We start from the raw sequence: 26,781 nt of genomic DNA, 5'->3' as shown, positions 1-26,781 counted from the left end.
GCGGACGGCGGATGCGGCGGGGGGCCGCTTCGGGAGGTCGTCGCCGTGCGCGGTGCTCCGGTCTCCGCTCCCGCGGGGCCGACAGGCCTCCCGCGGCGGAGTTCGGCGGGTCCGGATCGTCGCCGCCCGGGTGGCGGCGAGAGGAACGACCCGGTTCGGCGGGAACAGTAGTGCATCCCCGCCACCTTCTCAACCGATTCGTTACCTTCGAGCGGGAATTCCGGGGTGGCCGGAATCGCCCGATACGGCCGATACGGCACGCCGCCCGCCGCCGCAGGCCTGCGGCGGCGGGCGGCGCCCGGAGTGCCGGGGTCCGGCTAGACCCGGACGCCGTACATGAACTGGCCGTCCCAGTACCCGGCGAGCGGCACGACCTCGACGTTCTTGCCGGTGCGCGGCGCGTGCACCATCTGGCCGTTGCCCAGGTAGAGGCCGTCGTGGCCCAGGCCGCTGAACATCAGGATGTCGCCCGGCTGCAGCGCGTCCCGGCCGACCCGGGAGCCCGCCTCGGCCTGGCCGTAGGTGGCGCGCGGCAGGCTCACGCCGGCCGCCCCCCAGGAGCGCATGACCAGGCCGGAGCAGTCGAAGCCGTCGGGCCCGGCGGCGCCGTAGACGTAGGGCTTGCCGACCTGGGCGAGCGCGAAGTCGAGCGCGGCGCGGGCGTTGCCCGAGCCGTTGTTGGCCGCCGTGGACCCGTCGCCCTCGGGGGCGGCGTCGGCCTCGGGGAACTCGGCGAGGAGGTCCTCCTGCTCGGAGATCTTCTCCTCGACCTCCTCCTTCTTCTCCTCGGCCTCGTCCTTCTCGTCCTTGGCCTCCTCCAGGGCCGAGTCGGCCTCGTCCTTGAGCTTGAACAGGCGCTCGTTGGAGTCGCTGAACTCGTCGAGCTTGGCCTTCTGGTTCTCGGAGAGCTTGCCGACGTCGGCGGCCTGGTCCATCAGGTCACCGGGGTCCTCCACGGTCAGCGCATAGGAGTTGGACCCGAGGTCTCCACCCTGGTACACGGCACTGGCGATCTCCGAGGCCTCCTTCTTGAGCTCCTCGTAGCGCTCCTTCTCCTCGCCGACCTGTTCGTCGAGTTCGTCGGCCTTGGCCTTGGCCGCCTTGTAGTCCTCGTTGGCCTCGTTGTACTCGTCGACGACCTTGCCGGCCTCTTCGTTGAGCTCGTCCAGCTTCTGCTGGACGTCCTCACGGCTCTGCTCCGGATCGGCGCTGGCCACACCGGTCCCTGCGGACGCGATCAGACTGCCGGCCGCCACGACCCCGAGACCGGTCGCTACCCGGCGGGCCGTGCGCCGACCACCGTTGTTCGCCATGGCGGTCCACGCTCCTTGCTGGTCGGGCCCCTCAGGGGCCTGGGCGGGGGCGAGGGCCGGGCCCCGGCCCCGCGCGGTGCGGGACCGGGGAGCGGGGACCGCGGTCTCCGGGCGACACTCGGGGGCCGGACGACACGGCAGCACGACCGCTCGCACCCATGGGGTTACGGGGAGCCCCGCGCCCCTCGGCGGGCACCGCCCCGCGGGCGGCGCCTGCACCGAGGCGCACGAGACCATGAAGCTCCTGGGAAAAACTAGCGGACCGCTTTACCCGCCTCAACCACAACAACGAAACAGTAACGGCGACCGACAGCGGCCCCGCGGCCGTTCTCCCTGCCCAGTACGGCTTTTGCTCACCGGCTTCGACTCGGTCACAGATCCGTCACACGCAGGGCACCTGACCTCAAAGAACGCTAGGGTCACGCCCTCCCCGGCCGCCCGGACGCGGCGTGCGCCGCCTCAGCGCCCCGGGTCCAGGCGGCGGAGGAGGAGGGTGGAGGGGACCGGGCGGGCGCCCTCGCGGCGGGCTGCGGCGATGATCTCCTTGTCCGCCGTGACCACCGCCAGCGGTCGGCCCGGGGGCTCGGTGCGGACCAGGTGGACGATCAGCTCGTCGGCGGTCTCCCCCGGGTCGCTGAAGAGCAGCCGCACCCGGCGCTGCCCCTGCTGGGCCGGGGCCTCCACGTCCGCGCCGTCGAACACGCAGGTGATCTCGGCCTTGGTCCGGCTGGCCAGCCCCTCCAGCGCCGTCAGCAGACGGGCCCGCTGGTCGGCCAGCGGGAGCTCCGGGTAGCCGGTCTTGGTCACGTTGTAGCCGTCCACCAGCAGGTGCATGCGCGGCAGCTCCAGCAGCCGGTCGACCAGCGCCGGGTCGTCGGTGGGCGCGCCCACCTCGGGCACCGGGCGCGCAGGCCCGGAACGGCCCTCGGCGACCAGGTCGGCCGGGGTGGCGATGGAGCTCGGCAGCGCCAGCTCGCGGCGGAGCCCGTGCGCGGCCTCCACCAGCACGTCCAGCAGCACCCGCAGCCGCGCGTCGTCGGCGCTGCGCCCGGCGCGCGCCGCCCGGCGCGCCGCCTCCACCTGGCCCTCGGCTGCCTCCAGCCGCGCCTTGAGCCGGCGGTTCTCCGCCTCCACCGCCGCCACCTGGGCGGAGGTGAGCCGGCTGCGGTCACGGGTCTCCTCCTCGGCCTGCGCGGCGCGCTCCTCGGCCTCCTTGGCCCGTTTGCGCTCGGCGTGCACCTTGCGGCGCAGGTCGGCCACGGTGCTGCGCTGCTCGCGCAGCTCCTTGCGGAGCCGGTGCACCTCCTCGCGGTGCTCGGCGCGCGCCTCGTCCAGGCGGGCGCGCAGGTCGGCCAGGGCCTCGGCGGCCTCGTCGGCCTCCCGGGCGCTCTCCTGGCGCTCCAACTCCCCGCCCACCCGGTCGACGATGTCCTGCCACCCCTGCGGCCGGATCAGGTAGGCCGCGGCCCCCACCGCCACCGGGTCGGCGGCCGGCGGGAGCACGCCGCGGCGCAGCCCTTCGGCCAGCTCGGGCCAGACCTGCTCCACCCGGGCGGCGACCAGCCCCCGGAAGGCGGCGTCGGTCTCCAGCTGGGCGGCGATCTGCGGGCCGGCCAGGCGGGCGCGGCGGCGCGGCTCGAACTTGGCCACGCGGCGCAGCGCCGCCGGCAGCTCGGCGGCGCGCAGCCCGCCGAGCACGTCCGAGCCGTACTCGACCACACGGGAGCGCACCGCCTCGGGCAGCGGGCGGTGCTCCCGCTCGCCGCCGTCCTCGGCGGGCGTGTCGGCGGGCGGGTCCGAGGGTGTGTCGGCGGGCTCCATCAGCCCTCCGCACCGCTCTCGGCCGGGGCGACCGCGCTGACCGCTCTCCCCGCGCCGGCCGCGGAGCGGACGGTCCGGACGGCGTGGACGGTGTCGCGGCCGCGCACGGTGCGCGCCGCGCCGAACCTGGTCAGGTCGCCGCGCCGGCCGCACTGCCGGCGGCCCTCGGCCGGGGCTTCGCTGCTCACCTGTCCTACCTCCCTGCTCTCGCCGCGGTCCGGGACATCTTTCCACGTCCGGGGCCCACCACGGCTACCCTGTCGGCGTGCACCCGCCCCGCCCCTCCGCCGCGCCCGCCGTCCAGGCGACCCTGGACGACCTGGGCACGCCGCTGGCCGAGGGCACCTTCGTGGTGGTCGACCTGGAGACCACCGGCGGCCGGGCCGGCGGCTCGGCCATCACCGAGATCGGCGCGGTCAAGCTGCGCGGCGGCGAGGTGCTGGGCGAGTTCTCCTCCCTGGTCAATCCCGGTTCCCCGATTCCGGCGCACATCACCCTGCTCACCGGGATCACCCAGGCGATGGTGGCCACGGCCCCGCCGATCGGCGCGGTGCTGCCCGCCTTCCTGGAGTTCGCGAACCTGGAGGGCGGTGCGGTGCTGGTCGCCCACAACACCCCCTTCGACGTGTCCTTCCTCAAGGCCGCCTGCGCCGAGCAGGACCGGCCCTGGCCCCGCCCGCGGGTGGTGGACACCCTGCCGCTGGCGCGCCGCCTGGTCACCCGCGAGGAGGTGCGCGACCACAAGCTGGGCACGCTGGCCCGGTTCTTCGCGCTCGCCGACCGCCCCTCGCACCGGGCCCTGGACGACGCCCGGGCCGCCGCCGGGGTGCTGCACGGGCTGCTGGAGCGGCTGGGCCCCATGGGCGTGGACAGCGTGGAGGAGCTGTGCGCGTTCCGCACCGCCCCCACCCGGGCCCAGCGCTCCAAACGGCACCTGGGCGAGGGCCTGCCCGACGCTCCGGGGGTGTACGTGTTCTCCGACGCCCGCGGCGAGGCGCTGTACGTGGGCAAGAGCACCTCGCTGCGCAAACGGGTGCGCTCCTACTTCACCGCCGCCGAGACCCGCGGCCGGGTGCGCGAGATGATCGGCCTGGTCGAGGGGGTCACCCCGATCCCGTGTGCCACCGGCCTGGAGGCCGAGGTGCGCGAGATGCGGCTGATCGCCGAGCGCAAACCGCCCTACAACCGCCGCTCGCGCAACCCCGAGCGGGCCAGCTGGATCAAGCTGACCCCCGAGGCCTTCCCCCGGCTGTCCAAGGTGCGCACGGTCCGCGACGACGGCGCCCCGTATCTGGGCCCCTTCACCTCGGCGCGCGAGGCCGAGCTGGCCCGCGAGGCGCTGCTGGACGCCTTCCCCCTGCGCCAGTGCACCCGCAGGATCGGGCGCGGCGACGCCGGCCCGGCCTGCGTGCTGGCGCAGATGGGCCGGTGCGGCGCCCCCTGCACCGGCGCCGAGGGGCCCGAGGAGTACGCGGTGCACGCCGACGCCGCCCGCGAGGCCATGACCGGCGACCCGGACGCGGTGGTGGAGGCGCTGCGCGGCGCCATCGCCGGCCTCTCGGCCGACCTGCGCTACGAGGAGGCGGCGGTGCGCCGGGACCGCCTGGCCGCCTTCCTGCGCGGTGCCGCCCGCTCACAGCGGCTGTCGGCGCTGACCGGCATCGGCGAGCTGGTGGCCGCCCGCCCGCTGGCCGGCGCGCCCGGCTCCTGGGAGGTGCACGCGGTGCGCCGCGGGCGGCTGGCGGCCGCCGCGGTGATGGAGCCCGGCGCCGACCCGCACGCCTTCGTCGCCGCGCTGCGCGCCACGGCCGAGACGGTCCCGCCCGGCCCCGGTCCGGCCCCGGCCGCCGCGCCCCAGGAGACCGAGTGCGTGCTGCGCTGGCTGGAGGGCCCGGGGGTGCGGCTGGTCGAGCTCGACGCGCCGTGGACATGCCCCGCCCGCGGCGCCGAACGCCACCGCGACCTGACAGACTGGGCGCGGGAGACGACCGCCGAGCACAGTTGAACGGACCCGCGCGCCCATGGCAGGCATACCGCTGAGCGACGACTACCCGGTCCGCCGGGTCCCGGCCGTGACCTACCTGCTCATCGCCGCCAACGTCGCGGTCTACCTCGCCTCCCCCATGTCGATGGTCGCGCTGTGGTACGGCGGCGACCTGGCCGAGCGCGTCTGCGCCGTGGACGCCTACGTCTTCCGCTGGGGAGCGGTCCCCGTCGAGCTGTTCACCGGCGAGCAGGTCTCCTCCCCCTCGCCCTGCCCGGGCGAGCCGGGCGGCGTGGCCCCCTGGCTGACCGTGCTCACCTCGATGTTCCTGCACGGGGACGCGCTGCACCTGCTGAGCAACATGGTCTACCTGTTCGTCTTCGGCCCGGTGGTGGAGGACCGGCTGGGCCGGGTCCGCTACAGCGGCCTGTACCTGGCCTCCGGCGCGGTCGCCACGCTGGCCTACGCGCTGACCGACACCGCCTCGCAGATCCCCCTGGTGGGGGCCTCCGGCGCGATCTCCGGGGTGCTCGGCGCCTACCTGGTGGTGCAGTTCCGCAGCCGGGTGATCACCCTGGTGTTCTTCGTGCTGCCGGTGCGGCTGCCCGGGTGGGCGCTCGTGGGCACCTATTTCGTGCTCCAGTATGTTCTGTACGTCAGCGTCTCGCTGTACCCCGGAGGCGGGCAGACGAACGTGGCCTACGCCGCGCACGTGTACGGGTTCGTCGCCGGGGCGGCCATGGCGCTGCTCGTCCACCGCATACGCTGGCGCGCCGGGACCCGGCTCTCCGACGTGTACTGACACCCTCGCACCCAGGAGGATCCCACCGTGATCACCGCGATCGTCATGATCAAGGCCGACGTGGACCGCATCCCGGAGGTCGCCGAGGCGATCGCCGAGATCGACGGGGTCAGCGAGGTCTACTCGGTGACCGGCGGGATCGACCTGATCGCGGTGGTGCGGGTGCGCCGCCACGACGAGCTGGCCGAGGTGATCCCCGGCCGGGTGAACAAGATCGCCGGGGTGCGCTCCTCCGACACCCACATCGCCTTCAACGCCTACTCCAAGCACGACCTGGAGTCGGCGTTCTCCCTGGGCATCTGAGGACCGCCCGCCCCGCGCCGACGGCCCACCCCGCGTTGATCTCGGGGAACCCGGCCTTAAGAGCGCCCTGATAAGGCCGGGTTCCCCGAGATCAGCACCGAAGGCGCCGGCTCAGTCCTGCTTGGCCTGCTCCTGGCTGACGGCCACCCACCGGTCGAGCACGTCCTTGGCCCGCCCGTCGTCGACGGCGGCCGCCGCCCGCTCCAGCCCCGCGGCGAGCATCTCCTCCAGGCTCCCGGGCAGCTGCTCGGCGGCCGCGATCGCCGCCGCCGCGTTGAGCAGCACCGCCTCGCGCACCGGCCCGCGCTCGCCCTCGACCAGGGCGCGCACGGCCGAGGCGTTGACCTCGACGTCGCCGCCGCGCAGGTCCTCCGGGGCGGCGCGGCCGATGCCCAGGTCCCGCGGGTCGAGCACGTCCTCGCGCACCCGCCCGCCGCGCACCGTCCACACCCGCGAGGTGGTCGTGGTGGTCAGCTCGTCCAGCCCGTCGTCGCCGCGGAACACCAGCGCCGAGGTGCCGCGGCGGGCGAAGACCCCGGCCACCGTCGGGCACATGGCGGCGTCGAACACCCCGACCGCGGCAGCGCCCGGCTGGGCCGGGTTGGTCAGCGGGCCCAGGAAGTTGAAGACCGTGGGCACCGCCAGCTCCCGCCGGGGCTTGGCGGTGTAGCGGAAGGAGGGGTGGAAGAGCGGGGCGAAGCAGAAGGTGATCCCGGCCTGCTCGGCCACCCGGGCGGTGTAGCGCGGCGGCAGGTCGATCACCACGCCCAGCCGCTCCAGCACGTCGGCGGTGCCGCAGGAGGAGGAGGCGGCCCGGTTGCCGTGCTTGACCACCTTGGCGCCGGCCGCCGCGGCGGTGACGGCCGCCATGGTCGACACGTTGACGGTGTGCGCCTGGTCGCCGCCGGTGCCCACGATGTCCACGGCGGGGCCGGGAACGTCGATGCGCACGGCGTTGTCCAGCATCCCCTCGGCCAGGCCGACGACCTCGTCCACGCCGGCGCCCTTGGCGCGCAGCGCGATGGCGAAGCCGGCGATCTGGGCGTCGGTGGCCGAGCCGGACATGATCTCGTTCATCGCCCAGGCGGTGTGCCCGCTGGCCAGGTCCTCCCCGGCGAGCAGGGCGTTGATCAGCCCGGACCACGTCGGGTCGGCGGCGCCGGGGGCGGATCCGTTCAGGGGACGGCTGTCGGCCGGACGGCTGTTCACGATGCGTCTTCCTCTGCGTCGGCGCGCCGCGGGGCGCGGCGCTGCGGTCGGGTCAGGCTCGGGACGAGGGCGTGTGCCATCGCCATCGGGGCCATCGCGCGAGCTCGCAGTGGCGCGGAGCGGGACCGCCGGTGCACGGCGCGGCGGCGCGGTATCGCTGCATCGGAGTCGGGATCCGTTCGGTGTTCCTGAGGACCTCACATGGACCGGGTCCGCCGTCGGGGACCCGGTCCGACACTACCGGGCGCCTTACAGGGCCGCCAGCCCGTCCATCCGGGTCCGCATCAGCCCGGCCAGCGACTCGGCCAGCGCGACGGGGTCGACGGGGTGGCTGACCACCGCGTCCGCGCGCGACCATGCGGCCAGCCAGCCGTCGTCGCGGCGGCCGATGAGCACCAGCACCGGCGGGCAGCGGTAGATCTCGTCCTTGGCCTGGCGGCACAGGCCCATGCCGCCGACCGGCGCCGCCTCGCCGTCGAAGACGCACACGTCGGCCAGCCCGTCGTCGAGCCGCTTGAGCACGGCCGCCTCGGTGGCGCACTCCACCAGCTCCACCTTGGGCACGTCGGCGGCGGGGCGCCGCCCGATCGCCATGCGGACCTGGTCGCGGACCTGAGCCTTGTCGCTGTAGACGAGCACCCGCATCCGGGGGGCGTCGGCGGCGTTACCCATGACTGAACCGTCCCTCACATCTCGCGCGGCCGGGGATCGCCCCCCGCCGCGGCCCTGTCGCGTCGCGACGTTCGCTCTGAGACCTTCGCCACGACAGGATGCCAGTCCGAGTGCGACGCAGGCCACGCCCGGACGGCCTGTACGGGCGCCGCCGAGACCGTTATGAGACTTCCGGGACGGCGCAGGGCGCCCTGGCGGGCTTCCCCGGGGCCCGCGGAGGCCTCCTCCATCACGGGAGGATCACGATCCCGGGGGCGCGGTGCGGCCTGCGCCACCGCAGATCAGAGGAGAAGCGGCCCCTTCCGGGGGGTCGTGCACCAACCTCCGCCAGATGCCGCAATAATGCAGGCGTGGCGACAGCAACCGCGAACCAAGAAACAGCACCGACACCAGTACATGGTGCGGCCAAGCGTCCTGACCTGGTGAGCGTTGGCACCATCGTGTGGTTGTCCAACGAGCTCATGTTCTTCGCTGCGCTGTTCGCGATGTACTACACGATCCGATCCGTGACCGTGGGCAACCCCGACCTCGGGGAGTGGCCGGCCGCGCACCTCAACGTGCCGTGGGCGCTGGGCATCACCGTCATCCTGGTGGCCTCCAGCTTCACCGCCCAGGCCGGCGTGTGGGCGGCCGAACGCGGTGACGTCCGCAAGCTCCGCAAGTGGTTCTTCATCTCGTTCGCCATGGGCCTGGTCTTCGTCCTGGGCCAGGCGTACGAGTACTACGAGCTCATCGTGCACGAGGGCCTGACCCTGCAGTCCAGCGCCTACGGCTCGATGTTCTACCTGACCACCGGGTTCCACGGGCTCCACGTGATCGGCGGTCTGATCGCGTTCCTGATCATGCTGGGACGCACGTACGCCGCGAAGCGCTTCACCCACCAGCAGGCCACCAGCGCGATCGTTGTGTCCTACTACTGGCACTTCGTCGACGTGGTCTGGGTCGCTCTGTTCGCAACCATCTACTTCATCCAGTAACCCGAAACGGGGAAACCGTGAAATGGATTACCGCGCGGCGACGGCATCCCCTAGCGGGGTATGTCGTCGTCCTACTCGCGTTGGCCGTGTTCGGCGTGGGCTACTCCCTGGTGGCCCCCAGTGCCGACCGAGCCGAGGCCCAGGTCATGGCCGCCCAGACCGGTGCCGACCCTGCCGATGACGCCACCGTCGACATCGAGGAGGGGCGCGACATCTGGGTCCGCAGCTGCGCGAGCTGCCACGGGCTCAACGGCGGCGGCAGTGACAACGCGCCGGACATCACCGGCGCCGGCGGCGCGGCCGTGGACTTCCAGGTCAGCACCGGCCGCATGCCCTCCTCCAACCCGGACGCGCAGATGCCCCGCAAGGAGCCGGCGTGGGACCGGGAGGAGATCGACAACCTGATCGCCTACTACGAGCAGGAGATCGGGCAGGGCGCCGGCCCGGCCGTCCCCGAGGCGGCCCCGGGCGACAAGCCGGAGCGCTCCGACTTCGAGGACGAGGAGTCCTACGAGGCGGCCAAGGAGGAGTACGACGAGGCCTACGACGCCTACGTCGAGGGCGCCTCCGACACCCAGGCCGGGATGCAGCTCTACCTGGCCAACTGCGCGCACTGCCACAGCTGGTCGGGGGCCGGCGGCGGCCTGACCGGCGGCCACTGGGCCCCGGAGATCCACGACGCCACGCCGCGCCAGATCTACGAGGCCATGCTGACCGGTCCGGGGCAGATGCCCGTGTTCACCGACGGCGCCATCGAGCCCGAGGACAAGCAGGAACTGATCTCCTACGTGAAGACCCTCCAGGCCGAGCCGAACGCCGGCGGGATCTTCGACCTGAACCGCGTGGGGCAGGTCGCCGAGGGCTTCGTCGCATGGACGGTCGGTCTGACCCTGATCATCGCGTGCGCGATCTGGATCACCGCGAAGCAGCGAGCCCATGACTGACAAGACCAACAGCAACGACAACGGCGCGTCCGACGGGTCGGCCGACCGCGTCATCGGCACGCCCTCCCCCGCGGAGGGCGAGGCGATCGTGGCCGGTTCCGAGGACCCCGGCGCCGAGCACCCGGGGGCCTACCCCGCGGAGGAGACGCACACGCACAGCGAGGAGGAGCAGCGCCGCGCCGAGAAGACGGCCGCGGTGTGGTTCCTCATCGCCTTCCTCGCGGGCATCGGCTTCTTCGTGGCCTACTTCGCCTTCCCGCCCAACGCCGAGGGCGAGCCGGCCATCGCCGACCCGCAGATCGGCCAGTACTCGAACATGGCGCTGGGCGGCACTCTGGCCCTGGCCCTGTTCGGCATCGGCGCGGGCATGACCGTGTGGGCGCGCAGGATCATGCCGCACTACGAGGTCTCCTCGCCCTACGACGACCTTCCCTCGGCTCCCGAGGAGAAGGGGTCCTTCGGCGACTTCTTCATGCGGAGCGCGGACGAGAGCGGCTTCACCAAGCGGCCGCTGCTGCGCCGCACCCTGCTGCTCTCCATGGTGCCGCTGGGCCTGGCGCCCATCGTGCTGCTGCGCGACACCGGGCCGCTGCCCGGTGACAAGCTCAAGCACACGCTCTGGGAAGACGGCATGCACATGGTCGTCGAGGGCACGGACAAGAAGATCCGGGAAGAGGACCTGGCCGAGGACGGCGCGATGATCTCCGCCTTCCCGCTGGTCGAGGAGCACGGCGAGGGAGAGGGGCACGGCCCGGCCCTGAGCCTGAACGACCAGGCCAAGACCGTGGTCCTGCTGATCAAGATCCCCGAGGGCGACTTCAAGCCGGGGATGACCGAGCAGCAGATGAACTGGACGCACAACGGGATCGTGGCCTACTCCAAGATCTGCACGCACGTGGGCTGCCCCGCGGCGCTGTACGAGCGCGGAAGCCACCGCATCCTGTGCCCGTGCCACCAGTCGACCTTCGACGCCGCCGACGGCGCCAAGGTCGTCTTCGGCCCGGCCCACCGTCCGCTGCCCCAGCTGCCGATCGGCGTGGACGACGAGGGGTACCTCATCGCCAAGGGCGACTTCTCCAGCGCGGTCGGCCCCACGTTCTGGGACGCGGAGAAGGGGGACTAGCCGATGAGCACCACGACGCAGGCGCCCAAGGCGCTGCGCGGCGTCGGCAACTGGATCGACGACCGCTTCCACCTGGCCAAGACCGGTGAGAAGAACCTGCGCAAGGTCTTCCCGAACCACTGGTCGTTCATGCTGGGCGAGATCGCGCTGTACTCGTTCATCATCCTGCTGGTCACGGGTGTCTTCCTGACCCTGTGGTTCAACCCCAGCATGGCCCACACCACCTACGACGGCTCCTACGAGCGCCTCCAGGGTGTGGAGATGAGCGAGGCCTACGCCTCCACCCTGCGCATCGACTTCGACGTGCGCGGGGGCTTCCTCGTGCGGCAGATCCACCACTGGGCGGCGCTGATCTTCGTCGCCTCCCTGGTGGTGCACATGCTGCGGGTGTTCTTCACCGGAGCGTTCCGCAAGCCGCGCGAGATCAACTGGCTCATCGGCGTGGCCATCTTCACCCTGGCCATGGTCGAGGGCCTGTTCGGGTACTCGCTCCCGGACGACCTGCCCTCGGGCATGGGCGTGCGCATCCTGCAGGGCGTGATGCTGGCCCTGCCGGTGGTCGGGACCTACGTCTCGATGTTCCTGTTCGGCGGGGAGTTCCCCGGCGAGGACATCATCCCGCGGCTGTACATGCTGCACATCCTGCTGATCCCGGGGATCCTGCTGGCGCTCATCGTGGCGCACTTCATGATCCTCTGGCACCAGAAGCACACCCAGTACCCGGGGACCGGGCGCACGAACAAGAAGGTCGTCGGCACGCCGATGTTCCCCGGCTTCGCCATCAAGGCGGGCGGGTTCTTCTTCTTCGTGTTCGCCGTGATCGTCGCCCTGAGCGCGTTCGTGCAGGTCAACCCGATCCACCTGTTCGGGCCCTTCACGCCCACGTCCATCACCTCGGGCCTGCAGCCCGACTGGTACATGGGCTTCATGGAGGGGTCGCTGCGCATCTTCCCGAACTGGCTGGACTTCCCGGTCTTCGGGTACGCGGTGCCGATCGCCGTGCTGGTGCCGGGCCTGGTGATCCCGGGCCTGATCTTCGGCGGGCTGGCGGCCTGGCCCTTCATCGAGCAGTGGATCACCGGGGACAAGCGGGCGCACAACGTCGCCGACCGCCCGCGCAACGCCCCGGTCCGCACCGGTGTGGGCGTGGCCGGCGTCGTCTTCTACGGCATCCTGTGGCTGGCGGGGGCCAACGACATCCTGTCGCACACCTTCTCCGTCAGCCTGTACTGGACGACGTACTTCTTCCGCGTCGCCGCCATCGTCGGGCCGTTCCTGGGCTTCATCATCGCCAAGCGGATCTGCCTGGGCCTGCAGCGCCGGGACCGCGAGACCCTGGAGCACGGCTACGAGAGCGGCACGATCCAGCAGCTCCCCAGCGGCGAGTTCATCGAGGTGCACAAGGAGTCCTCGCAGGACACCGTGCACGTGCTGGAGAGCAAGGCCGAGGTCGACCGGATCGACGACGAGATGATCGCCTCGGTGGAGGAGCCGGAGTCCGACGGTGTGGAGGCCCCGGCCGCGCGCGGCCTGAAGGGCAAACTCCGCGCCGGGCTCGCGCACTGGTTCACCAAGGACAACGTGTCCTTCGAGGGGGTGGAGGCCCACACCGGCCACCACCTGCACCACGGTGCGGGCCACTCGGAGCATGACGAGGAGATGGCGGGCAGCCACTAGGCGCACCGCTCCGCTCCGCAGCCGAGGCCCGGCCCCCGATCCGTTCGGGGGCCGGGCCTCGTTCGAGTCCGGGGAGCGTCCGGACGAGCGGTCCCGCAGGCTCCCGGAGAGGGCGTCAGAGGGTTGCGGAGAGGCCCCGCCAGGGAGGGGCAGGGCGGCGTAGAGGCGCGGCCCGGTGGGCCGCACCTACGGCGGTCCGTGGCACGGCTCCCGGCGGCCCGGTTCGCCGGCCCCCCGTGCCGGCGGGAGGAGCCGGGGTCGGCGCCGACAGGCCCTCTCGGGGCCGCTCCGCGGCCCCGGGAACGGACACCGGACACGTGGATTACGGACGGCCCTCATTTGCGCTCTGAGCGTCCCGCTCCCCCGAGCGCATGCGGAGTTCGGGAGAGCACGCGGAAGGCCCCTCACGAAGCCGTGAGGGGCCTTCCGTGCGTCCGGGGCGCCTGAGCCCGCCGAGCCCGTCCGACGGACGGCGGGGCGGCGGTGCGGCGCCGCCCTACTCCTGCGGGTCGCCGTGGACCGAGCCCGGGGTTCCGGTGTCGTCGGTCTTGTCCGGCTCGCCGGTCTCGCTCTTGGCCAGCCAGTCGTCCCAGGACAGCTCCCAGTACGACCAGCCGTTGTCCCACTCGACCTGGCGGTCGGTGCCGGTGACCTCCAGCGGGTCGCCCATGGAGGAGTTCTCGTAGAACCACTTGGCGTCGGAGGTGGCCATGTTCGGGCAGCCGTGGCTGAGGTTGGCCTCGCCCAGGGAGCCGTTCCAGGGCGCCGCGTGCGTGAACTCGCCGCTGTTGGAGAAGCGGACCGCGTAGTCCACCTCCAGCTTGTAGCCCTCCGGGCTGTCCACCGGAACGCCCACCGTGGAGGAGTCCATGACCAGCTCGGCGTACTTCTCCATGGTCAGGTGGCTGCCGCTGGTGGTGGTGTAGGCGCGGGTGTCGGCGCGGCCCACGCTGACCGGGAAGTCCTTGATCTGCTCGCCGTCGCGCTCGACCACCATGCGGTGGGTCTGCGCGTCGATGGTGGAGCGCTGGTCGCGCCCGACCTCGAAGTCGAGCCGGTGGTTCTCCACCCCGTACACGCCGCCGCCGGCGTCCACCCCGGCCAGCCGCATGTTGACGCTCACCTGCTGGTTCGGCTTCCAGTACTCCTTGGGGCGGAAGACCGCGGTCTGATCGTCGAGCCAGGCCCACGAACCCTCGTTGGGCTCGTCGGAGACGACCTCCATGGAGTTCTCCACCCGGGACTTGTTCTCCACCGGCAGGTCGAAGTTGACGATGATGGGCATGCCCACGCCCACGCTGTCCCCGCTGGTCGGGAAGTTCGACTGCAGCTCCAGCGCCTTGCCCTGCTCGGCGGAGGCGGTGGTGAACTGGGCGGTGAACTCGCTCTCCTCGCCCTCGGCGCTCTCGGCCACCGCCTCGACGCGCACATCGGCGCCGGGGATCAGGTTCCAGTCGCTGGTCCAGGTGGCACCGTCGTCGCTGAGCGTGCCGGTGACGGTGTCGGCCTCGGAGGGACCCTCCTCCTCGCCCTCACCGTCCTGTTCCTGGCCCTGCTCCTGGCCGTCCTGGGCGCCCTCGGGGAGCTCCTGGACGACCCGGACGTCGGTGACCTTGCCGCCCTCGGCCTCGACGGTCAGCGGGACGTCCGGACGCACGTCGGTGGCCCCGTCGCCCGGGGTGATCACCACCTCGACGGCGGGATCGGAGCCCGACTCGGATCCGGCCGGGTCGGCGCCGGAGCCCGTACAGGCCGACGCCACGACCAGCGCCGCCCCGGCCAGACCCGCGCCGACGCCGCGCGCCGCCGGCTTCGCTGTGAGCTTCACTAGGGTGCGCCCTCCTGAGCCTCCGCGCGGCGGGGACCCTCCCCGTCGCACTCGGGGAGACGCCGCCGCGGGCGGAAATGTTCCGCTGTTCCGGTTCGCACGCCTTCCCGGCGCTCTGCCCCGGACGGATACCGCCGATGGGTATGAACGTCCGAAAATAATACCCCGGCCGCCCCGCCCTCCCCACGTGGAGGTCAGGCGGGACGGCCGGGGCCGTGTCGCACGGGCCGGGGCCCGGTGCCGCTCCTAGTGCTGGAACTCCTTGCGGTAGTACTCGAACACCCACCCGATCGAGGTGAGGATGATCGCGAAACCCCCGATGAAGACCATCCACCAGCCGATCGCCACGCCGACCGCGGTGAAGGCCACGGCCATCGCGACGAACAGCGGCCACCAGCTGTGCGGGCTGAAGAACCCGTACTCCCCGGAGTTCTCGGCGATCTCGCCGTCGAGCCGGTCCTCGGGCGCCAGCCCGTGGTGGCTCTCACTGCGGCGGGCCGCCTGCCAGAGCCAGAACCCGACCATCCAGCCGAACCCGATCGAGACGACCAGGGCCACGGTGCCGGTCCACTCGATGTGCCCCTCGGCCACCCAGGCCCAGTAGGCGTACAGCGCCGCGGCGAGGCCGAAGAAGGTCGAGACGCCCATAAACAGATATGCCTGCATCTTCATGGTGTCGACGCCCTACTTCTCGGAGGTGGCGGCCGCCGGGACGGCACCGGGGGCGGCCGCGTGCGGGTGGTTGAGGTCGAACGCGGGGCGCTCGGACCGGATGCGCGGCAGCGAGGTGAAGTTGTGCCGCGGCGGCGGGCACGAGGTCGCCCACTCCAGCGAGCAGCCGTAGCCCCACGGGTCGTCCACCTCGACCTTGGTCGCGTTCTTGTGGGTGACCCACATGTTCCAGAAGAACACCAGCGTGGAGGCGCCCATGACGAACGCGCCGACGGAGGAGAGCTGGTTCAGCTCGGTGAACCCGTCGGTGGGCAGGTAGTCGGCGTAGCGGCGGGGGAACCCGGCCGCGCCCAGCCAGTGCTGCACCAGGAAGGCGGCGTGGAAGCCGAAGAACAGCAGCCAGAAGTGGAGCTTGGCCAGCTTCTCGTCGAGCATCTTCCCGGTGAACTTGGGCCACCAGAAGTAGAACCCGGCGAACATCGCGAAGACCACGGTGCCGAACACCACGTAGTGGAAGTGGGCCACCACGAAGTAGGAGTCGGTGACATGGAAGTCGATGGGCGGGGAGGCCAGCAGCACCCCGGTCAGGCCGCCGAACAGGAAGGTGACCATGAAGCCGATGGTGAACAGCATCGGGGAGGCCATCACCAGCTGCCCGCGCCACATCGTGCCGACCCAGTTGAAGAACTTCACACCGGTCGGGACCGCGATGAGGAAGGTCATGAAGGAGAAGAACGGCAGCAGGACCGCGCCGGTCGGGAACATGTGGTGCGCCCACACGGTGACCGACAGGCCGGCGATCGCGATGGTCGCCCCGACCAGGCTCTTGTAGCCGAAGATCGGCTTGCGGCTGAAGACCGGCAGGATCTCGGTCGCGATGCCGAAGAACGGCAGAGCGATGATGTAGACCTCCGGGTGCCCGAAGAACCAGAACAGGTGCTGCCACAGGATGGCGCCGCCGTGCTCGGGGTTGTAGACCTGGGTCCCGACCATGCGGTCGGCGCCCAGCGCGATCAGGGCCGCGGTCAGCACCGGGAACGCGATCAGCACCAGCACGCTGGTGAGCATCGAGTTCCACGTGAAGATCGGCATGCGGAACATCGTCATGCCCGGCGCGCGCATGCACAGGCCGGTGGTGATGAAGTTGACCGCACCGAGGATGGTGCCCAGACCGGAGACGGCCAGGCCCAGGATCCACAGGTCGCCGCCCAGGCCCGGGGAGCGCACCGCGTCCGAGAGCGGGGTGTAGGCGAACCAGCCGAAGCTGGCCGCGCCGCCGGGGGTCAGGAACCCGCCGACCGCGATCAGCGACCCGAACAGGTACAGGTAGTACCCGAACAGGTTGATCCTGGGGAACGCCACGTCGGGCGCCCCGATCTGCAGCGGCATGATGATGTTCGAGAAGCCCACGAACAGCGGCGTGGCGAACATGAGCAGCATGATCGTGCCGTGCATCGTGAACATCTGGTTGAACTGCTCGGACGACATGACCTGCAGTCCGGGGTAGAACAGCTCGGCGCGCATCAGCAGAGCCAGGATGCCGCCGAAGATGAAGAACCCGAACGAGGTGATCAGGTACATGTACCCGATGACCTTGTGGTCGGTCGACGTCAGCCAGCTGACGATGATCGACCCCTTACGGGTCGACGCGGGCCGGTTCACGGCCTGCTGAGTCGAAGTCGCGGTCGCCATCAGCGGCCAGCCTCCTCGTCCTGGGACTCCTCGTCGCGCGCGGCGGCGTCGTCCTGCTGGTCGTCGTCCGAGGCGGCCTGGGCCTCTTCCTCGTCCTCGGCGCCGTCCTGCGACTGGGCGTCCTCCGCCTCGGCGCCGCCCTCCTGGTCGGCGGCCTCGGCGTCCTGCTCCTGGCCGGCCTCCTGGTCGGCGGCCTCCTGCTCGAGGGCGGCGGCCTCGGCGGCCTCCTCCTGCTCGGCGAACCAGGCGTCGTACTCGTCCGGCTCCATGACCTCGACCTGGAAGAGCATCCGGGTGTGGTCGGCGCCGCAGAGCTCGGCGCAGCGGCCCATGTAGGTGCCGGCCGTGCCCTCGTTGACCTTGACCTGGAACTCGTTGTCGTGGCCCGGGATGACGTCCATCTTGAAGGCGAACGCCGGGATCCAGAAGGAGTGGATCACGTCCGGGGAGTGCAGGTCGAAGTGGACGACGTCGCCCTCGCGCAGGACCAGGGTGGGCATCTGGTCGGGGGTGCCGGCCTCGGAGAACAGGGTCTCGGGCTCGGCGTCCTCGTCGTCGGCGGCCTCGGCCGCCTCGGCCTTGGACTGGTCCAGGTAGTTGAACTCCCAGCTCCACTGGAAGGCGACGACCTCGACGTTGGCGTCGGCCTGTTCGTCGGTCTCCAGCAGATAGGTCTGGTCGCGCGCCGTGAAGTAGAACAGGACGGCGATGACCACGATCGGGAGGACGGTGTAGAGCGCCTCGATCGGCATGTTGTACCGCACCTGCGGCGGCAGCTGCTCAGAGCGCTTGCGGTGGAAGATGATCGACCAGATGATCAGCCCCCACACGAGGATGCCGACCGCGAACGCCGCCACCCACGAGCCCTGCCACAGCGCGAGCACGCGCTGCCCCTGCTCGGTGATCGGCTCCGGCACACCCAAACGAGTGAACTCGTTCGACGCGCACCCGGTCGCGGCCAGTCCCAACGCGGCGAGCACGGCGCCACGTGGTGCCCATCGGCGCACTGCCTCGCGCCGATTCCTATGGCGGGTCGGACTCACGGATTGCCTTCCCAGCGGTGATGCCCGCGGCCAGTGCGCGGGCGGTCGTCTATCCGAAGCTTGTCAGGGGGAACATTATCGCGAACCGCCCGCTGCGCCGTTCACGGGCGTGCCAGGTCAGCGTGTTGCTCGACACCCCTTTCGGAGCGGGCGGTCCGTCCGGCCGGCGGGCCGGTGCGTGGTCCCCGTCCCGCTCGGGCGGGTCCCAGCGGAGCCGTCTCGGGCGGGCTAAGGCGAGAGTATCGCTGGATTTACAGCACCCTTAACCGGGTGCCCGTTAGCCGCGGGCACGGGTAAAGATCAGGACACGGAGCAGGACGACCAGGTGATGGAGGAGCCACCCGTGGGGGACCAGCCGCTGGTGACCGTGGAGGCGATCGGCCGCAAGTGCCCGATCCCGATCATCATGCTCGCGGAGCGCATCCGCGAGGTGCCGATCGGCTCCGTGATCGCCGTGACCGCCGACGATCCCGCCGCATCGTCCGACATCCCCGCGTGGTGCCGGATGAAGATGCAGGGTTTCGTCGCCGAGGTTCCGCTGGAGCGCGGGAGTGCGTTCCACATCCGGCGGATGTACTGAGGAGGCGCCCCGGACGGCGCGGCCGTTTCCCTCCCGTGACCATCGTGATGTTGGTCCGATCGGGACACCCCGCGCCGCATCCGGCTCCGCCCGGCTCCACGGACGCCGGTCCGCCCCTCCTCCGCCGCCGCGTGAGGACGTGCGCTCTCCGGGCGCCGCACCGGTGTGCGTCCGACGGTAGGCGGCCACAGGCGGCTACAGACGGCCCCTGTCCGGCCCGTTCGCCGCGGTGCCTTTCGGGGCCGTCGCGGGCGCATTCCTCTGGAAACGGGCCGGACATGCGCGAGGGCCGCGCCCCGGATGCTCCGGGGCGCGGCCCTCGCCGCGCTCGCTCCCGCGAAGGGTCAGCGCGAGTAGTACTCGACGACGAGCTGCTCGTCGAAGGGCACCGGCACCTGGTCGCGCTTGGGGCGGTCGACGACCGCGCAGCGCAGGTCCTTGTGGCTGACCGCGAGGAAGCCGGCGATCTTGTCGTCGGCGTGCACGCCCTCGGAGGCCTCCACGAACGGCACCATGTTCCGGGACTTCTCCCGAACGCCGATCACCTGGCCCGGCTTGACCTGGAAGGACGGGATGTCGACCTTCTTGCCGTCCACGGTGATGTGGCCGTGGTTGACGTACTGGCGGGCCGCGTAGACGGACGGCGCGAAGCCGGCCCGCAGCACCAGGGTGACCAGCCGCAGCTCCAGCTCGGCGATCATCTCCTCGCCGGTACGGCCGGAGCGCTTCTTGGCGTTGTCGTAGACCCGCGCGAGCTGCTTCTCGGACAGGTCGTAGTACCAGCGCAGCTTCTGCTTCTCGGCCTGGCGGACCGCGTAGTCGCTCGTGGAGCGGCGGACGCGGCGGCCGTGCTCACCCGGAGGGTAGGGCCGCTTCTCGAAGTAGCTGACCGCCTTACGGGTCAGCGGGGTACCCGCGCGCCGGGACAACCGCACCTTAGGTCCGGTGTAGCGCATGTTCTCCTCTTTCCGCTTCGTCAGTGGAGGGAATCCCAGGTAAGGCTCGCCTAGTTCTGGGAGGGGGCCCACAGGCCGCCCGGGTCGCCGCGGCGATCGCCGCGTGCGCGCCGTTCCCTACCGGTGCGGCCGACCCGGGCCGCGTACCGGCGGTGGCGCGTGCGGAGGGCCTCTCCGCACGAGAGCCGCCACGCGTTTCAGCGCGGCGGCCGGTGAAGGCCCCGCCCGGCCGGAGCCGGGCGGGCGGGTCGTTGTCCTACTTTACGCGGTCGGGCGGGGTGCCCGCGCCACAAGGCTCCTGCACACGGCGTCCCACCCCGCCGCGGCGGGCCCATGCGGCCCCGGCCCCCGCCCGCGCGCCTCAGGCCAGGTGCGGCTCGACCTCGTCGGCCACCTCACGGCCGTAGCTGGCGGTGATCCGCGAGAGCAGGCCGGCCGGGGTCAGCTCGTACTCCGTGGGGCCGTTGACCTCCAGGCTGTGCACCGCGATGGCGTTGCCGACCTGGGCCGCGCGCTCCAGCGGCAGGCCCCAGGCGGTGGCGGCCAGGAAGCCGGCGCGGAAGGCGTCGCCCACACCGGTGGGGTCGGCCTTCTCCGACACCTCGGCGACGTCGACGGCGATCGGCGGCTCGCCCTTGCGGTCGATGCGCACGCCCTTGGCGCCCAGGGTGGTGACCCGGATGCCGACGCGCTCCAGCACCTCCTCGTCGCTCCAGCCGGTCTTCTGCTCGGCCAGGGCCTTCTCGTACTCGTTGGTGAACAGGTAGGCCGCGCCGTCGATCAGCTTGCGGATGTCCTCGCCCTCCATGAGGGCGAGCTGCTGCGAGGGGTCGGCGGCGAAGGCCAGACCCGTGCGGCGGCAGTCCTCGCTGTGACGGATCATGGCCTGGGGGTCGTTGGCGCCGATCAGCGCCAGCTCGATCCGGTGCTCGGCGGCCAGGGCGGCGAGGTCGATCTCGCGCGCCTCGGACATGGCGCCGGCGTAGAAAGAGGCGATCTGGTTCTGCTCGCGATCGGTGGTGCACACGAAACGGGCGGTGTGCTTGCGATCGGAGGTGCGGACGCCGGAGGTGTCCACGCCGTGCCGTTCGAGCCAGGCGCGGTACTCCGCGAAGTCGGCGCCGACGGAGCCGACCAGCAGCGGCTTGAGGCCCAGGCGGCCCATGCCGTAGCTGATGTTGGCGGCGACCCCGCCGCGCCGCACATCCAGCTCCTCCACCAGGAACGACAGCGAAACCTGTTCCAGCTGTTCGGCGATCAGCTGTTCGGCGAATCGCCCGTCGAAGGTCATCAGGTGGTCGGTGGCGATCGATCCGGTAACCGCGATGCGCACTCGGAGTGCTCCTTGGGTCGGGGAGATCTGAACGAGGAACAACCCTACCCAGCCGCCTCGGGCCCCAGGGAAGGCCCCTGCAGGCACACGGTGTCCGCGCACGTCGAAGGGCCCGTCCCGGCCGTGCCGGGACGGGCCCTGGTCCGTGCGGCCCCGCCGCCGCGGACTCCCTAGTTGAAGGAGTCGCCGCAGGCGCAGGAACCGGTGGCGTTGGGGTTGTCGATCGTGAAGCCCTGCTTCTCGATCGTGTCGACGAAGTCGATGGTGGCGCCGATGAGGTAAGGGGCGCTCATCCGGTCGGTGACCACCTCGACGCCGCCGAACTCGGCCGTCACGTCGCCGTCGAGCTCGCGCTCGTCGAAGAACAGCTGGTAGCGCAGCCCCGAGCAGCCGCCGGGCTGGACGGCCACGCGAAGCCGGAGGTCGTCCCGGCCCTCCTGGTCAAGGAGCGCCTTGACCTTGCCCGACGCCTCGTCGGTGAGGATGATCCCCTGCGCCGTGGCCTCGTCGCTCTGAACCGTCATCTGCAAGCTCCTCCAAGAAGGCGTGTACGTCGACCCCCGTCGCCGGGCGGCGCCGGCGGCCCTCCGGAACCCCCGCGCGGCCGCGCACGGGGCCCTTCGGTCCTCAGCGGTCCCAACACCGAGGTCCGGTGGCGCATTCCGCCCCGGCTGGGCGCCTCGGTGCCCTGCCTCCAGGTTAGGTCCTGCACGGAGCGCCCGCCATCGTGCGGTCGCCCCGACCGTCACCTCGCCCTTCGCGGAGGGACGCACCGGCCGCCCGGGGACGGGCCGTCCGCCGGCGGACGGCCGAGGCGCCGCCCCGCCCCTTCTCAAACGCCTTCTGCCGGGGTGTCCGGAGGTTCGCCGCCGGTGGGGCGGCCGGGCCTGAGAGGGGACGGGAGAGCGGAGTACCGGGCTCTTCGGCGGGTCGGCGGGTCGGCGGGTCGAGAGTGGCGGAATCACCACGATCGGCGTCGTGAAGTGGCGATTTCACCACTCTCGATCCGCATCGGGGATGCCGACGGCCCTGCGGGTCCCACGACGAACGGGTCGGCGCGCTCTCGGCGCCCCCTCAGCCCTTCGCTCCGCCGGTGTCGGGCCAGGTACGGGCGATGGAGGCGGCCAGCGCACGCAGTTCCTCGGCGGAGCGGGACATCGCGGCCTCCGTGGAGCCGGCCGACTCCACCAGCGAGTAGGCGGCCGTCACCCCGGCCGCGGCGGCCTCGGCCGGGTCGGCGGAGACCGCGCCGGCGGTGACCACGCACGGCACCCCGTGGCGGGCCGCGGTGCGGGCCACCCCGTGCGGCAGCTTGCCGCGCAGCGACTGGAAGTCGAACGACCCCTCGCCGGTGACGACCAGGTCGGCGCCTTCGGCCAGGGCGTCCAGGCCCACCGCCTCCAGCACCCGGGCCACCCCCGACTCCACGGTGCCGCCGAGCGCCAGCAGCCCGTACCCCAGTCCCCCGGCGGCACCGGCGCCCGGCTCGGCGCGCAGGGCGCGGTCCGGGTCGGTGGCGTCGGCGAAGTCGGCCAGCGCCGCGTCCAGGGCGCGCACCTGCTCCGAGCCGGCGCCCTTCTGCGGGCCGAACACGGCGCTCGCCCCGTGCTCGCCGAGCAGCGGGTTGTCGACGTCGGTCGCGGCGATCAGGCGCACCCCCTCGACCGCGGCGCGGGCCGGGGCCAGGTCGGCGGCGCCCAGCCCCGCAAGGGCGCCCCCGCCGCCCCCGAGCCGGTCGGCCGGGGCGGCACCGAGCGCGGCGAGCATGCCGGCGCCGCCGTCGTTGGTGGCGCTTCCGCCCATGCCCACGACCACGGTGCGCGCCCCCGCCCGCACCGCGCGGGCGATCAGCTCGCCGACGCCGCGGGTGGTGGTGCGCGCGGGATCGCGGTCGGCCCGGGGCACCAGGTGCAGGCCGCAGGCCAGGGCGCTCTCCACGTAGGCGGTCTCGCCGTCCAGCAGCAGGTCGGCGCGGACCGGCGCGCCGAGGGGGCCGGTGACCTCGGCAGTCAGGAGCTTGCCGCCGATCGCGGCGTGCAGCACCTCCACGAAGCCGGGGCCGCCGTCGGACAGCGGGACGGTCCGGGTGTCGGCACCGGGGTGCACGTCGCGCCAGCCGGAGGCGACGGCCTCGGCGGCCTCGACCGCGCTCAGGGTGCCGGCGAACTTGTCTGGGGCAATCACGATTCGCACCCGACCAGTGTGCCCCGTCTCCCCTGCCCGGGCCAGGGGCCGGAGGAATTTTTATCCGCTTCGCGATAGCCCGTTTCCGCTTAACGAAAGGATCAAAGGCCGGGTGCGCCGTACACCGGGAACCAGCGTCCCTTGTCCTCCTCGATCGGCAGGTCCCCGCTGATGTTCGCCGCCACCTGCAGCTCCAGCGCGTTGTCCCGGCGCTGTCCGCCCAGCGGAGCGAAGGGGTAGAAGGTGCCGCGCTTGTACAGGTAGACCAGCGCCACCTTGCGGCCCTTGCCGTCGGCGAAGGCGGTCAGCGAGCACAGCAGGGAGGGGCCGAAGCCGGCGTTCTCCAGGCTGGAATTGACCGCGTGCACATCGGTCACCAGGTCGGATATGCCGCTCTCGGTCGAGGAGCGCAGCACCAGCCAGGTGTAGCCGTAGTCGTCGGCGCTGGTCTCCACCGGCGGCCCGCCGTCGGCGTCGAGCAGCTCCGTGACCTCGCGCTCCAGGTCGGCGAAGGCCTTGCCCTCGGCGGCGCGGAAGGCCACCGATCCGGTGCCGGTCGGGGTGAAGCCGGCCGCCGCCTCCAGCGTCACCGCCGCCGAGGGCAGCGCGAACAGGGCGTCCAGATCGGGGCGGGCGGGCTTGGAACGCCCGAGCAGGGCGCGGAGGAAACTCAACGGGGCTCCTTGGTGCGTGCGGCGGCGGCCCGGGGCCTCTAGGACCCGGTGCCCAGCTGGCGGGAGATGGAGGACAGCTGCTCCAGGCGGCGCTCCACCGGAGGGTGGGTGGCCAGCAGCTGCCCCATGGTGAACCCGCTCTTGGAGAAGGCGGGCGTGAAGAAGAAGGCGTTGAACGGCTCGGCCTGGCGCAGGTCGCGGCTGGGGATGCGGGCCATGTCGCCGGTGATCTTGGTCAGGGCGCTGCCCAGGGCCGAGGGGCGCCCGGTCAGGTAGGCCGCGGCGCGGTCGGCGGCCAGCTCGCGGTAGCGCGACAGGGCCCGGGTGAGCAGGAAGCTCAGCGCCCACACGATGGCGCTCACCACCACCACAGCCAGCGCGATCATCGCCGGGGAGGGGCCGTTGTTGTTGCGGCCGCCCCCGCCGCCGAATGCGGCGAACCGCAGGCCGATCTGGGTGAGGAACCCGGCCACGATCCCCAGGAAGCCGGCGATGGTCATCACCATCACGTCGCGGTGGGCCACGTGCGAAAGCTCGTGCGCCAGGACCGCCTCCAGTTCCTCGGTCTCCAGCCGGCGCAGGATGCCGGTGGTGGCGCACACCACCGCCTTCTTCTCGTTGTGGCCGGTGGCGAAGGCGTTGGGCACGTCGGTGTCGGCGACGGCCACGCGCGGCTTGGGCATGTCCGCCATGGCGCACAGCCGGTCGACCACCGCGTGCAGCTGCGGCGCCTGCTCCGGGGTGACCTCGTGCGCCCCCATCGCGTACAGCGCGATCTTGTCGGAGGTGAAGTACTGGACCACGGCGAAGCCGACGACCAGCAGCACCACCAGCGGCCAGGGCAGGCCGACCAGGATCAGCGCGACGATGAACGCCACGTACACCACGCCCAGCAGGGCCATGGTGAGCACCATGCGGGCGGTGAGCCCTCTGTCGGGGATGAACTTCGAGCCAGCCATCTACGCCCGCCTTCTCGCCGCTTCGCCCTGCATGTCCAGTCTAGGCCTGAGGGTGCCACGAACAGGTGAGAGGAAGGTGAGACACGCAGAGGCCGCCGCAGCGCAGTGCCGCGACGGCCTCGATGCCCCGTGCGGGGCGCGCGCTCACCGGAAGACAGGCGCGGTCTCAGGAGACGTCGGGGATGAGCCCCTCATCGCCCAGCATCTCCTTGACCTCGTCCATCGAGGCGTCGGCCGGAGGGAGGACGAAGTCCGAGGACTCCAGAGAGTCCAGCGCGAGCGGCTTGCCGTGCTCGCGGACCTTCGCCAGCAGGCTGTCCAGGGCCTCGCGGAAGCTCGCCTCGTCACCGGAGTCGATGGCCTGCTCCAGCGTGGTGTCGACCGAGTTGAGCAGGTCCATGTCCGCCTCGGACAGGTCCAGCTGCCCTTCCCCCATGATGCGGACGATCATGCGCCCTCCCCCTGGCGGTTGGGCTGGGACTGGCCCTCGGAGCCGCTCTCCAGCTGCGGTGCCGCGCTCCCGTTGCCCTGGCCCAGCTCGTTCTTCATCTTCTCCAGCTCCAGCTCGACACCGCTGGTGCTGGCCATGCGGTCCAGCTCCGACTGGATGTCGTCCTTGGAGCTGCCCGAGACGTCGTCCAGGGCGCCCGAGGCCAGGAGCTCGTCAACGGCCCCGGCCCGGGCCTGCATCTCGGAGGTCTTGTCCTCGGCCCGCTGCACGGCCATGCCCACGTCGCCCATCTCCTCGGAGATGCCGGAGAAGGCCTCGCTGATCTGCGTCTGGGCCTGGGCGGCGGTGTAGGTGGCCTTGATGGTCTCCTTGCGGGTGCGGAAGGAGTCCACCTTGGCCTGCAGGCGCTGCGCGGCCAGGGTGAGCTTCTGCTCCTCGCCCTGCAGCTGCTCGTGCTGCTGCTTGAGGCCGTCCACCTGGGACTGCAGACCGGACCTGCGAGTCAGGGCCTCGCGGGCGAGGTCCTCACGCCCCTGCTCAAGTGCCGCGCGGCTCTGGTTCTCCAGCTTGCCCGACTGCTGCTCGAGCTGCTGGATCTGCAACTCGACGCGCTTGCGGGAGGTGGCGACGTCGGCCACCCCGCGCCGGACCTTCTGCAACAGTTCCAGTTGCTTCTGATAGGAGTAGTCGAGTGTTTCCCGAGGGTCCTCGACGGAGTCCAGGGCTTTGGTGGCCTTGGACTTGAAGATCATGGAAAGTCGCTGAAACACGCTCATCGGCGTGGCCGTCCCCTTCTCGGTCCGTACGATCGGCTGTTCCCGGCGGGCGCTGTCTTCCAACCCTACGCGCTATGGAGGGCGGTCGCCATGCAGCGCCATCCACGCGGCGGGGACCGGCTACCCTGTGGGATGTGTTCCGACGTCGCACCGCTTCCGAATCCAAAGAGCCGGCCGTGACCGGCTCTGTCAACGGCGAGACTACTGAGGCCTCGCAGCAGAAGGGTTACACCCCTAAGAAGGGGGTGCCCACACCCAAGCGCCGGGACAGCCAGGCCGAGCTCCGCCGTCCCCTCAACGCGCCGCAGTCGCGCAAGGAGGCCTACCGGCAGTACCGCGAGCGCCGCGCCCGCGAGCAGCAGCGCACGGCCTCCAAGTCCGGCGCCCCCAAGGGCGAGGAGCGGTACTTCCGCCCCCAGGACCTCGGCCCGGCGCGCGCCTACGCGCGGGACGCCGTCGACTCCCGGCGCAGCCTCAGCGAGTTCTTCCTCTACTTCTCCCTCGTGATCATCGTGGCGCTGATCGCCGCCCCCGTGGAGATCCAGGCCGGCATCACCTACATCGCCTGGCCGGTCATGATGGTCACCATCGTGGTCGAGGGCGTCTTCGTGGCGCGCAGGGTGAAGAAGTACACCGCCGAGCACTTCCCCAACGACGACAACCTGCGCGGCATCGGCCTGTACGCGGCCACGCGCCAGCTGCAGATCCGGCGGCTGCGGCTCCCCAAGCCGCGGGTCAAGCCCGGCGAGCCGATCGGCACCGCCGCCAAGGGCTGACCGGCGCCCCTCCCCTCCCGGAACCGACGCGC

General features: G+C 71.8%; 26 protein-coding genes. 9 read left to right on the top strand and 17 right to left on the bottom strand.

All coding sequences use genetic code 11. From position 1 onward, the window contains the following. Positions 1 to 317: 317 nt before the first annotated feature. The 3 genes from C892_RS0114265 to C892_RS0114255 form a co-directional block, all read right to left on the bottom strand. Positions 318 to 1,313 carry a C40 family peptidase gene (locus tag C892_RS0114265; protein ID WP_026124357.1) on the bottom strand — a complete coding sequence of 332 codons (996 nt, stop codon included), beginning with the start codon at positions 1,311 to 1,313 and terminating at the stop codon, positions 318 to 320. 459 nt (positions 1,314 to 1,772) lie between these two features. After that, on the bottom strand, positions 1,773 to 3,134 hold the full coding sequence (locus C892_RS0114260; RefSeq protein ID WP_017557766.1) for an NYN domain-containing protein: 1,362 nt from the start codon (positions 3,132 to 3,134) through the stop codon (positions 1,773 to 1,775). Continuing rightward, a complete protein-coding gene (locus tag C892_RS0114255) occupies positions 3,134 to 3,322 on the bottom strand; it encodes a hypothetical protein (RefSeq protein ID WP_017557765.1) in 189 nt (62 codons plus the stop codon). Before C892_RS0114255 ends, C892_RS0114260 begins: the two co-directional genes overlap by 1 nt. 77 nt (positions 3,323 to 3,399) lie before the next feature. On the opposite strand from C892_RS0114255, the gene C892_RS0114250 reads away from it, so the two are divergent. The 3 genes from C892_RS0114250 to C892_RS0114240 are packed head-to-tail and all read left to right on the top strand — an operon-like array spanning position 3,400 to position 6,223. Beyond that, the gene (locus C892_RS0114250) at positions 3,400 to 5,139 is read left to right on the top strand and encodes a DEDD exonuclease domain-containing protein (protein ID WP_017557764.1); all 1,740 of its coding nucleotides are present in this window, start codon (positions 3,400 to 3,402) and stop codon (positions 5,137 to 5,139) included. 16 nt (positions 5,140 to 5,155) lie between these two features. Continuing rightward, positions 5,156 to 5,920, top strand: a complete 765-nt coding sequence (locus tag C892_RS0114245; protein ID WP_017557763.1) for a rhomboid family intramembrane serine protease — start codon at positions 5,156 to 5,158, stop codon at positions 5,918 to 5,920. 27 nt (positions 5,921 to 5,947) lie between these two features. Next, positions 5,948 to 6,223 carry an Lrp/AsnC family transcriptional regulator gene (locus C892_RS0114240; RefSeq protein WP_017557762.1) on the top strand — a complete coding sequence of 92 codons (276 nt, stop codon included), beginning with the start codon at positions 5,948 to 5,950 and terminating at the stop codon, positions 6,221 to 6,223. 111 nt (positions 6,224 to 6,334) lie between these two features. Here C892_RS0114240 and trpD read toward each other — a convergent pair whose 3' ends face one another. Further along, complete coding sequence (trpD, locus tag C892_RS0114235; RefSeq protein ID WP_017541388.1) at positions 6,335 to 7,432, bottom strand: anthranilate phosphoribosyltransferase; 1,098 nt, start codon at positions 7,430 to 7,432, stop codon at positions 6,335 to 6,337. A gap of 249 nt (positions 7,433 to 7,681) precedes the next feature. Next, positions 7,682 to 8,104, bottom strand: coding sequence for a hypothetical protein (locus C892_RS0114230; RefSeq protein ID WP_017541389.1), 423 nt, complete (start codon positions 8,102 to 8,104; stop codon positions 7,682 to 7,684). 350 nt (positions 8,105 to 8,454) lie between these two features. Here C892_RS0114230 and ctaE point away from each other — a divergent pair, with 350 nt between their 5' ends. The 4 genes from ctaE to qcrB are packed head-to-tail and all read left to right on the top strand — an operon-like array spanning position 8,455 to position 12,825. Further along, positions 8,455 to 9,081 (top strand): aa3-type cytochrome oxidase subunit III, encoded by a 627-nt coding sequence (gene ctaE, locus C892_RS0114225; protein WP_169541702.1) that lies wholly within the window; start codon positions 8,455 to 8,457, stop codon positions 9,079 to 9,081. Positions 9,082 to 9,098: 17 nt separating this feature from the next. Next, a complete protein-coding gene (gene qcrC, locus C892_RS0114220) occupies positions 9,099 to 10,025 on the top strand; it encodes a cytochrome bc1 complex diheme cytochrome c subunit (RefSeq protein WP_083932782.1) in 927 nt (308 codons plus the stop codon). Then, the gene (gene qcrA, locus C892_RS0114215; RefSeq protein ID WP_017541392.1) at positions 10,018 to 11,148 is read left to right on the top strand and encodes a cytochrome bc1 complex Rieske iron-sulfur subunit; all 1,131 of its coding nucleotides are present in this window, start codon (positions 10,018 to 10,020) and stop codon (positions 11,146 to 11,148) included. The genes qcrC and qcrA overlap by 8 nt, the downstream gene beginning before the upstream one ends. A gap of 3 nt (positions 11,149 to 11,151) precedes the next feature. Next, entirely contained in the window at positions 11,152 to 12,825 is a 1,674-nt protein-coding gene (qcrB, locus tag C892_RS0114210) for a cytochrome bc1 complex cytochrome b subunit (RefSeq protein WP_017557760.1), read from the top strand. A 496-nt stretch (positions 12,826 to 13,321) separates the two neighbouring features. Here the strand turns inward: qcrB and C892_RS0114205 are convergent, their stop codons facing one another. The 4 genes from C892_RS0114205 to ctaC form a co-directional block, all read right to left on the bottom strand. Next, positions 13,322 to 14,653 carry a L,D-transpeptidase gene (locus C892_RS0114205; protein WP_017557759.1) on the bottom strand — a complete coding sequence of 444 codons (1,332 nt, stop codon included), beginning with the start codon at positions 14,651 to 14,653 and terminating at the stop codon, positions 13,322 to 13,324. A gap of 246 nt (positions 14,654 to 14,899) precedes the next feature. Continuing rightward, positions 14,900 to 15,325 carry a cytochrome c oxidase subunit 4 gene (locus C892_RS0114200; protein ID WP_026124355.1) on the bottom strand — a complete coding sequence of 142 codons (426 nt, stop codon included), beginning with the start codon at positions 15,323 to 15,325 and terminating at the stop codon, positions 14,900 to 14,902. 12 nt (positions 15,326 to 15,337) lie between these two features. Further along, the gene (gene ctaD / locus C892_RS0114195) at positions 15,338 to 17,017 is read right to left on the bottom strand and encodes an aa3-type cytochrome oxidase subunit I (RefSeq protein ID WP_026124354.1); all 1,680 of its coding nucleotides are present in this window, start codon (positions 17,015 to 17,017) and stop codon (positions 15,338 to 15,340) included. Continuing rightward, positions 17,017 to 18,024: an aa3-type cytochrome oxidase subunit II gene (gene ctaC, locus C892_RS0114190; RefSeq protein ID WP_449406518.1), complete on the bottom strand. Its 1,008-nt coding sequence runs from the start codon at positions 18,022 to 18,024 to the stop codon at positions 17,017 to 17,019. Before ctaC ends, ctaD begins: the two co-directional genes overlap by 1 nt. Before the next feature lie 364 nt (positions 18,025 to 18,388). Here ctaC and C892_RS0114185 point away from each other — a divergent pair, with 364 nt between their 5' ends. Then, positions 18,389 to 18,640 (top strand): sulfurtransferase TusA family protein, encoded by a 252-nt coding sequence (locus C892_RS0114185; RefSeq protein WP_040685426.1) that lies wholly within the window; start codon positions 18,389 to 18,391, stop codon positions 18,638 to 18,640. A gap of 344 nt (positions 18,641 to 18,984) precedes the next feature. On the opposite strand, the gene rpsD is transcribed toward C892_RS0114185, so the two are convergent. The 8 genes from rpsD to C892_RS0114145 all read right to left on the bottom strand — a co-directional run bounded on the left by rpsD (position 18,985) and on the right by C892_RS0114145 (position 25,973). After that, a complete protein-coding gene (gene rpsD, locus C892_RS0114180; RefSeq protein WP_017541400.1) occupies positions 18,985 to 19,596 on the bottom strand; it encodes a 30S ribosomal protein S4 in 612 nt (203 codons plus the stop codon). A 361-nt stretch (positions 19,597 to 19,957) separates the two neighbouring features. Further along, the gene (locus C892_RS0114175; RefSeq protein ID WP_017541401.1) at positions 19,958 to 20,929 is read right to left on the bottom strand and encodes a carbohydrate kinase family protein; all 972 of its coding nucleotides are present in this window, start codon (positions 20,927 to 20,929) and stop codon (positions 19,958 to 19,960) included. A 170-nt stretch (positions 20,930 to 21,099) separates the two neighbouring features. Then, positions 21,100 to 21,453, bottom strand: coding sequence for a HesB/IscA family protein (locus C892_RS0114170; RefSeq protein WP_017541402.1), 354 nt, complete (start codon positions 21,451 to 21,453; stop codon positions 21,100 to 21,102). A 550-nt stretch (positions 21,454 to 22,003) separates the two neighbouring features. After that, the gene (locus C892_RS0114165; RefSeq protein WP_017557756.1) at positions 22,004 to 23,122 is read right to left on the bottom strand and encodes a glycerate kinase family protein; all 1,119 of its coding nucleotides are present in this window, start codon (positions 23,120 to 23,122) and stop codon (positions 22,004 to 22,006) included. Between the two features lie 92 nt (positions 23,123 to 23,214). Next, positions 23,215 to 23,787 carry a PspA-associated protein PspAB gene (gene pspAB / locus C892_RS0114160; RefSeq protein ID WP_017557755.1) on the bottom strand — a complete coding sequence of 191 codons (573 nt, stop codon included), beginning with the start codon at positions 23,785 to 23,787 and terminating at the stop codon, positions 23,215 to 23,217. Positions 23,788 to 23,825: 38 nt separating this feature from the next. Then, the gene (gene htpX / locus C892_RS0114155) at positions 23,826 to 24,746 is read right to left on the bottom strand and encodes a zinc metalloprotease HtpX (RefSeq protein ID WP_017541404.1); all 921 of its coding nucleotides are present in this window, start codon (positions 24,744 to 24,746) and stop codon (positions 23,826 to 23,828) included. Positions 24,747 to 24,912: 166 nt separating this feature from the next. Beyond that, positions 24,913 to 25,197 (bottom strand): PspA-associated protein PspAA, encoded by a 285-nt coding sequence (pspAA, locus tag C892_RS0114150; protein WP_017541405.1) that lies wholly within the window; start codon positions 25,195 to 25,197, stop codon positions 24,913 to 24,915. Further along, positions 25,194 to 25,973 (bottom strand): PspA/IM30 family protein, encoded by a 780-nt coding sequence (locus C892_RS0114145; RefSeq protein ID WP_083932784.1) that lies wholly within the window; start codon positions 25,971 to 25,973, stop codon positions 25,194 to 25,196. Before C892_RS0114145 ends, pspAA begins: the two co-directional genes overlap by 4 nt. 134 nt (positions 25,974 to 26,107) lie before the next feature. Between C892_RS0114145 and C892_RS0114140 the strand changes: the two genes are divergently transcribed. Beyond that, a complete protein-coding gene (locus C892_RS0114140; protein WP_040685425.1) occupies positions 26,108 to 26,749 on the top strand; it encodes a DUF3043 domain-containing protein in 642 nt (213 codons plus the stop codon). Positions 26,750 to 26,781 lie beyond the last annotated feature (32 nt).

It is taken from the genome of Nocardiopsis baichengensis YIM 90130 (assembly GCF_000341205.1).
Lineage (GTDB): Bacteria > Actinomycetota > Actinomycetes > Streptosporangiales > Streptosporangiaceae > Nocardiopsis_A > Nocardiopsis_A halophila.
Note: the sequence above shows the minus strand (reverse complement) of the source record. Positions and strands in the feature narration are given on the sequence as shown.

What these genes read in the sequence shown, in the direction of transcription:
- C892_RS0114245 (WP_017557763.1), top strand. Translation starts at nt 5,156, where the DNA reads ATGGCAGGCATACCGCTGAGCGACGACTACCCGGTCCGCCGGGTCCCG.
- ctaD (WP_026124354.1), bottom strand. Translation starts at nt 17,017, where the DNA reads ATGGCGACCGCGACTTCGACTCAGCAGGCCGTGAACCGGCCCGCGTCG.
- pspAA (WP_017541405.1), bottom strand. Translation starts at nt 25,197, where the DNA reads ATGATCGTCCGCATCATGGGGGAAGGGCAGCTGGACCTGTCCGAGGCG.
- C892_RS0114145 (WP_083932784.1), bottom strand. Translation starts at nt 25,973, where the DNA reads ATGAGCGTGTTTCAGCGACTTTCCATGATCTTCAAGTCCAAGGCCACC.
- rpsD (WP_017541400.1), bottom strand. Translation starts at nt 19,596, where the DNA reads ATGCGCTACACCGGACCTAAGGTGCGGTTGTCCCGGCGCGCGGGTACC.
- C892_RS0114170 (WP_017541402.1), bottom strand. Translation starts at nt 21,453, where the DNA reads ATGACGGTTCAGAGCGACGAGGCCACGGCGCAGGGGATCATCCTCACC.
- qcrB (WP_017557760.1), top strand. Translation starts at nt 11,152, where the DNA reads ATGAGCACCACGACGCAGGCGCCCAAGGCGCTGCGCGGCGTCGGCAAC.
- C892_RS0114260 (WP_017557766.1), bottom strand. Translation starts at nt 3,134, where the DNA reads ATGGAGCCCGCCGACACACCCTCGGACCCGCCCGCCGACACGCCCGCC.
- C892_RS0114230 (WP_017541389.1), bottom strand. Translation starts at nt 8,104, where the DNA reads ATGGGTAACGCCGCCGACGCCCCCCGGATGCGGGTGCTCGTCTACAGC.
- C892_RS0114185 (WP_040685426.1), top strand. Translation starts at nt 18,389, where the DNA reads ATGGAGGAGCCACCCGTGGGGGACCAGCCGCTGGTGACCGTGGAGGCG.
- C892_RS0114200 (WP_026124355.1), bottom strand. Translation starts at nt 15,325, where the DNA reads ATGAAGATGCAGGCATATCTGTTTATGGGCGTCTCGACCTTCTTCGGC.
- htpX (WP_017541404.1), bottom strand. Translation starts at nt 24,746, where the DNA reads ATGGCTGGCTCGAAGTTCATCCCCGACAGAGGGCTCACCGCCCGCATG.
- C892_RS0114265 (WP_026124357.1), bottom strand. Translation starts at nt 1,313, where the DNA reads ATGGCGAACAACGGTGGTCGGCGCACGGCCCGCCGGGTAGCGACCGGT.
- qcrA (WP_017541392.1), top strand. Translation starts at nt 10,018, where the DNA reads ATGACTGACAAGACCAACAGCAACGACAACGGCGCGTCCGACGGGTCG.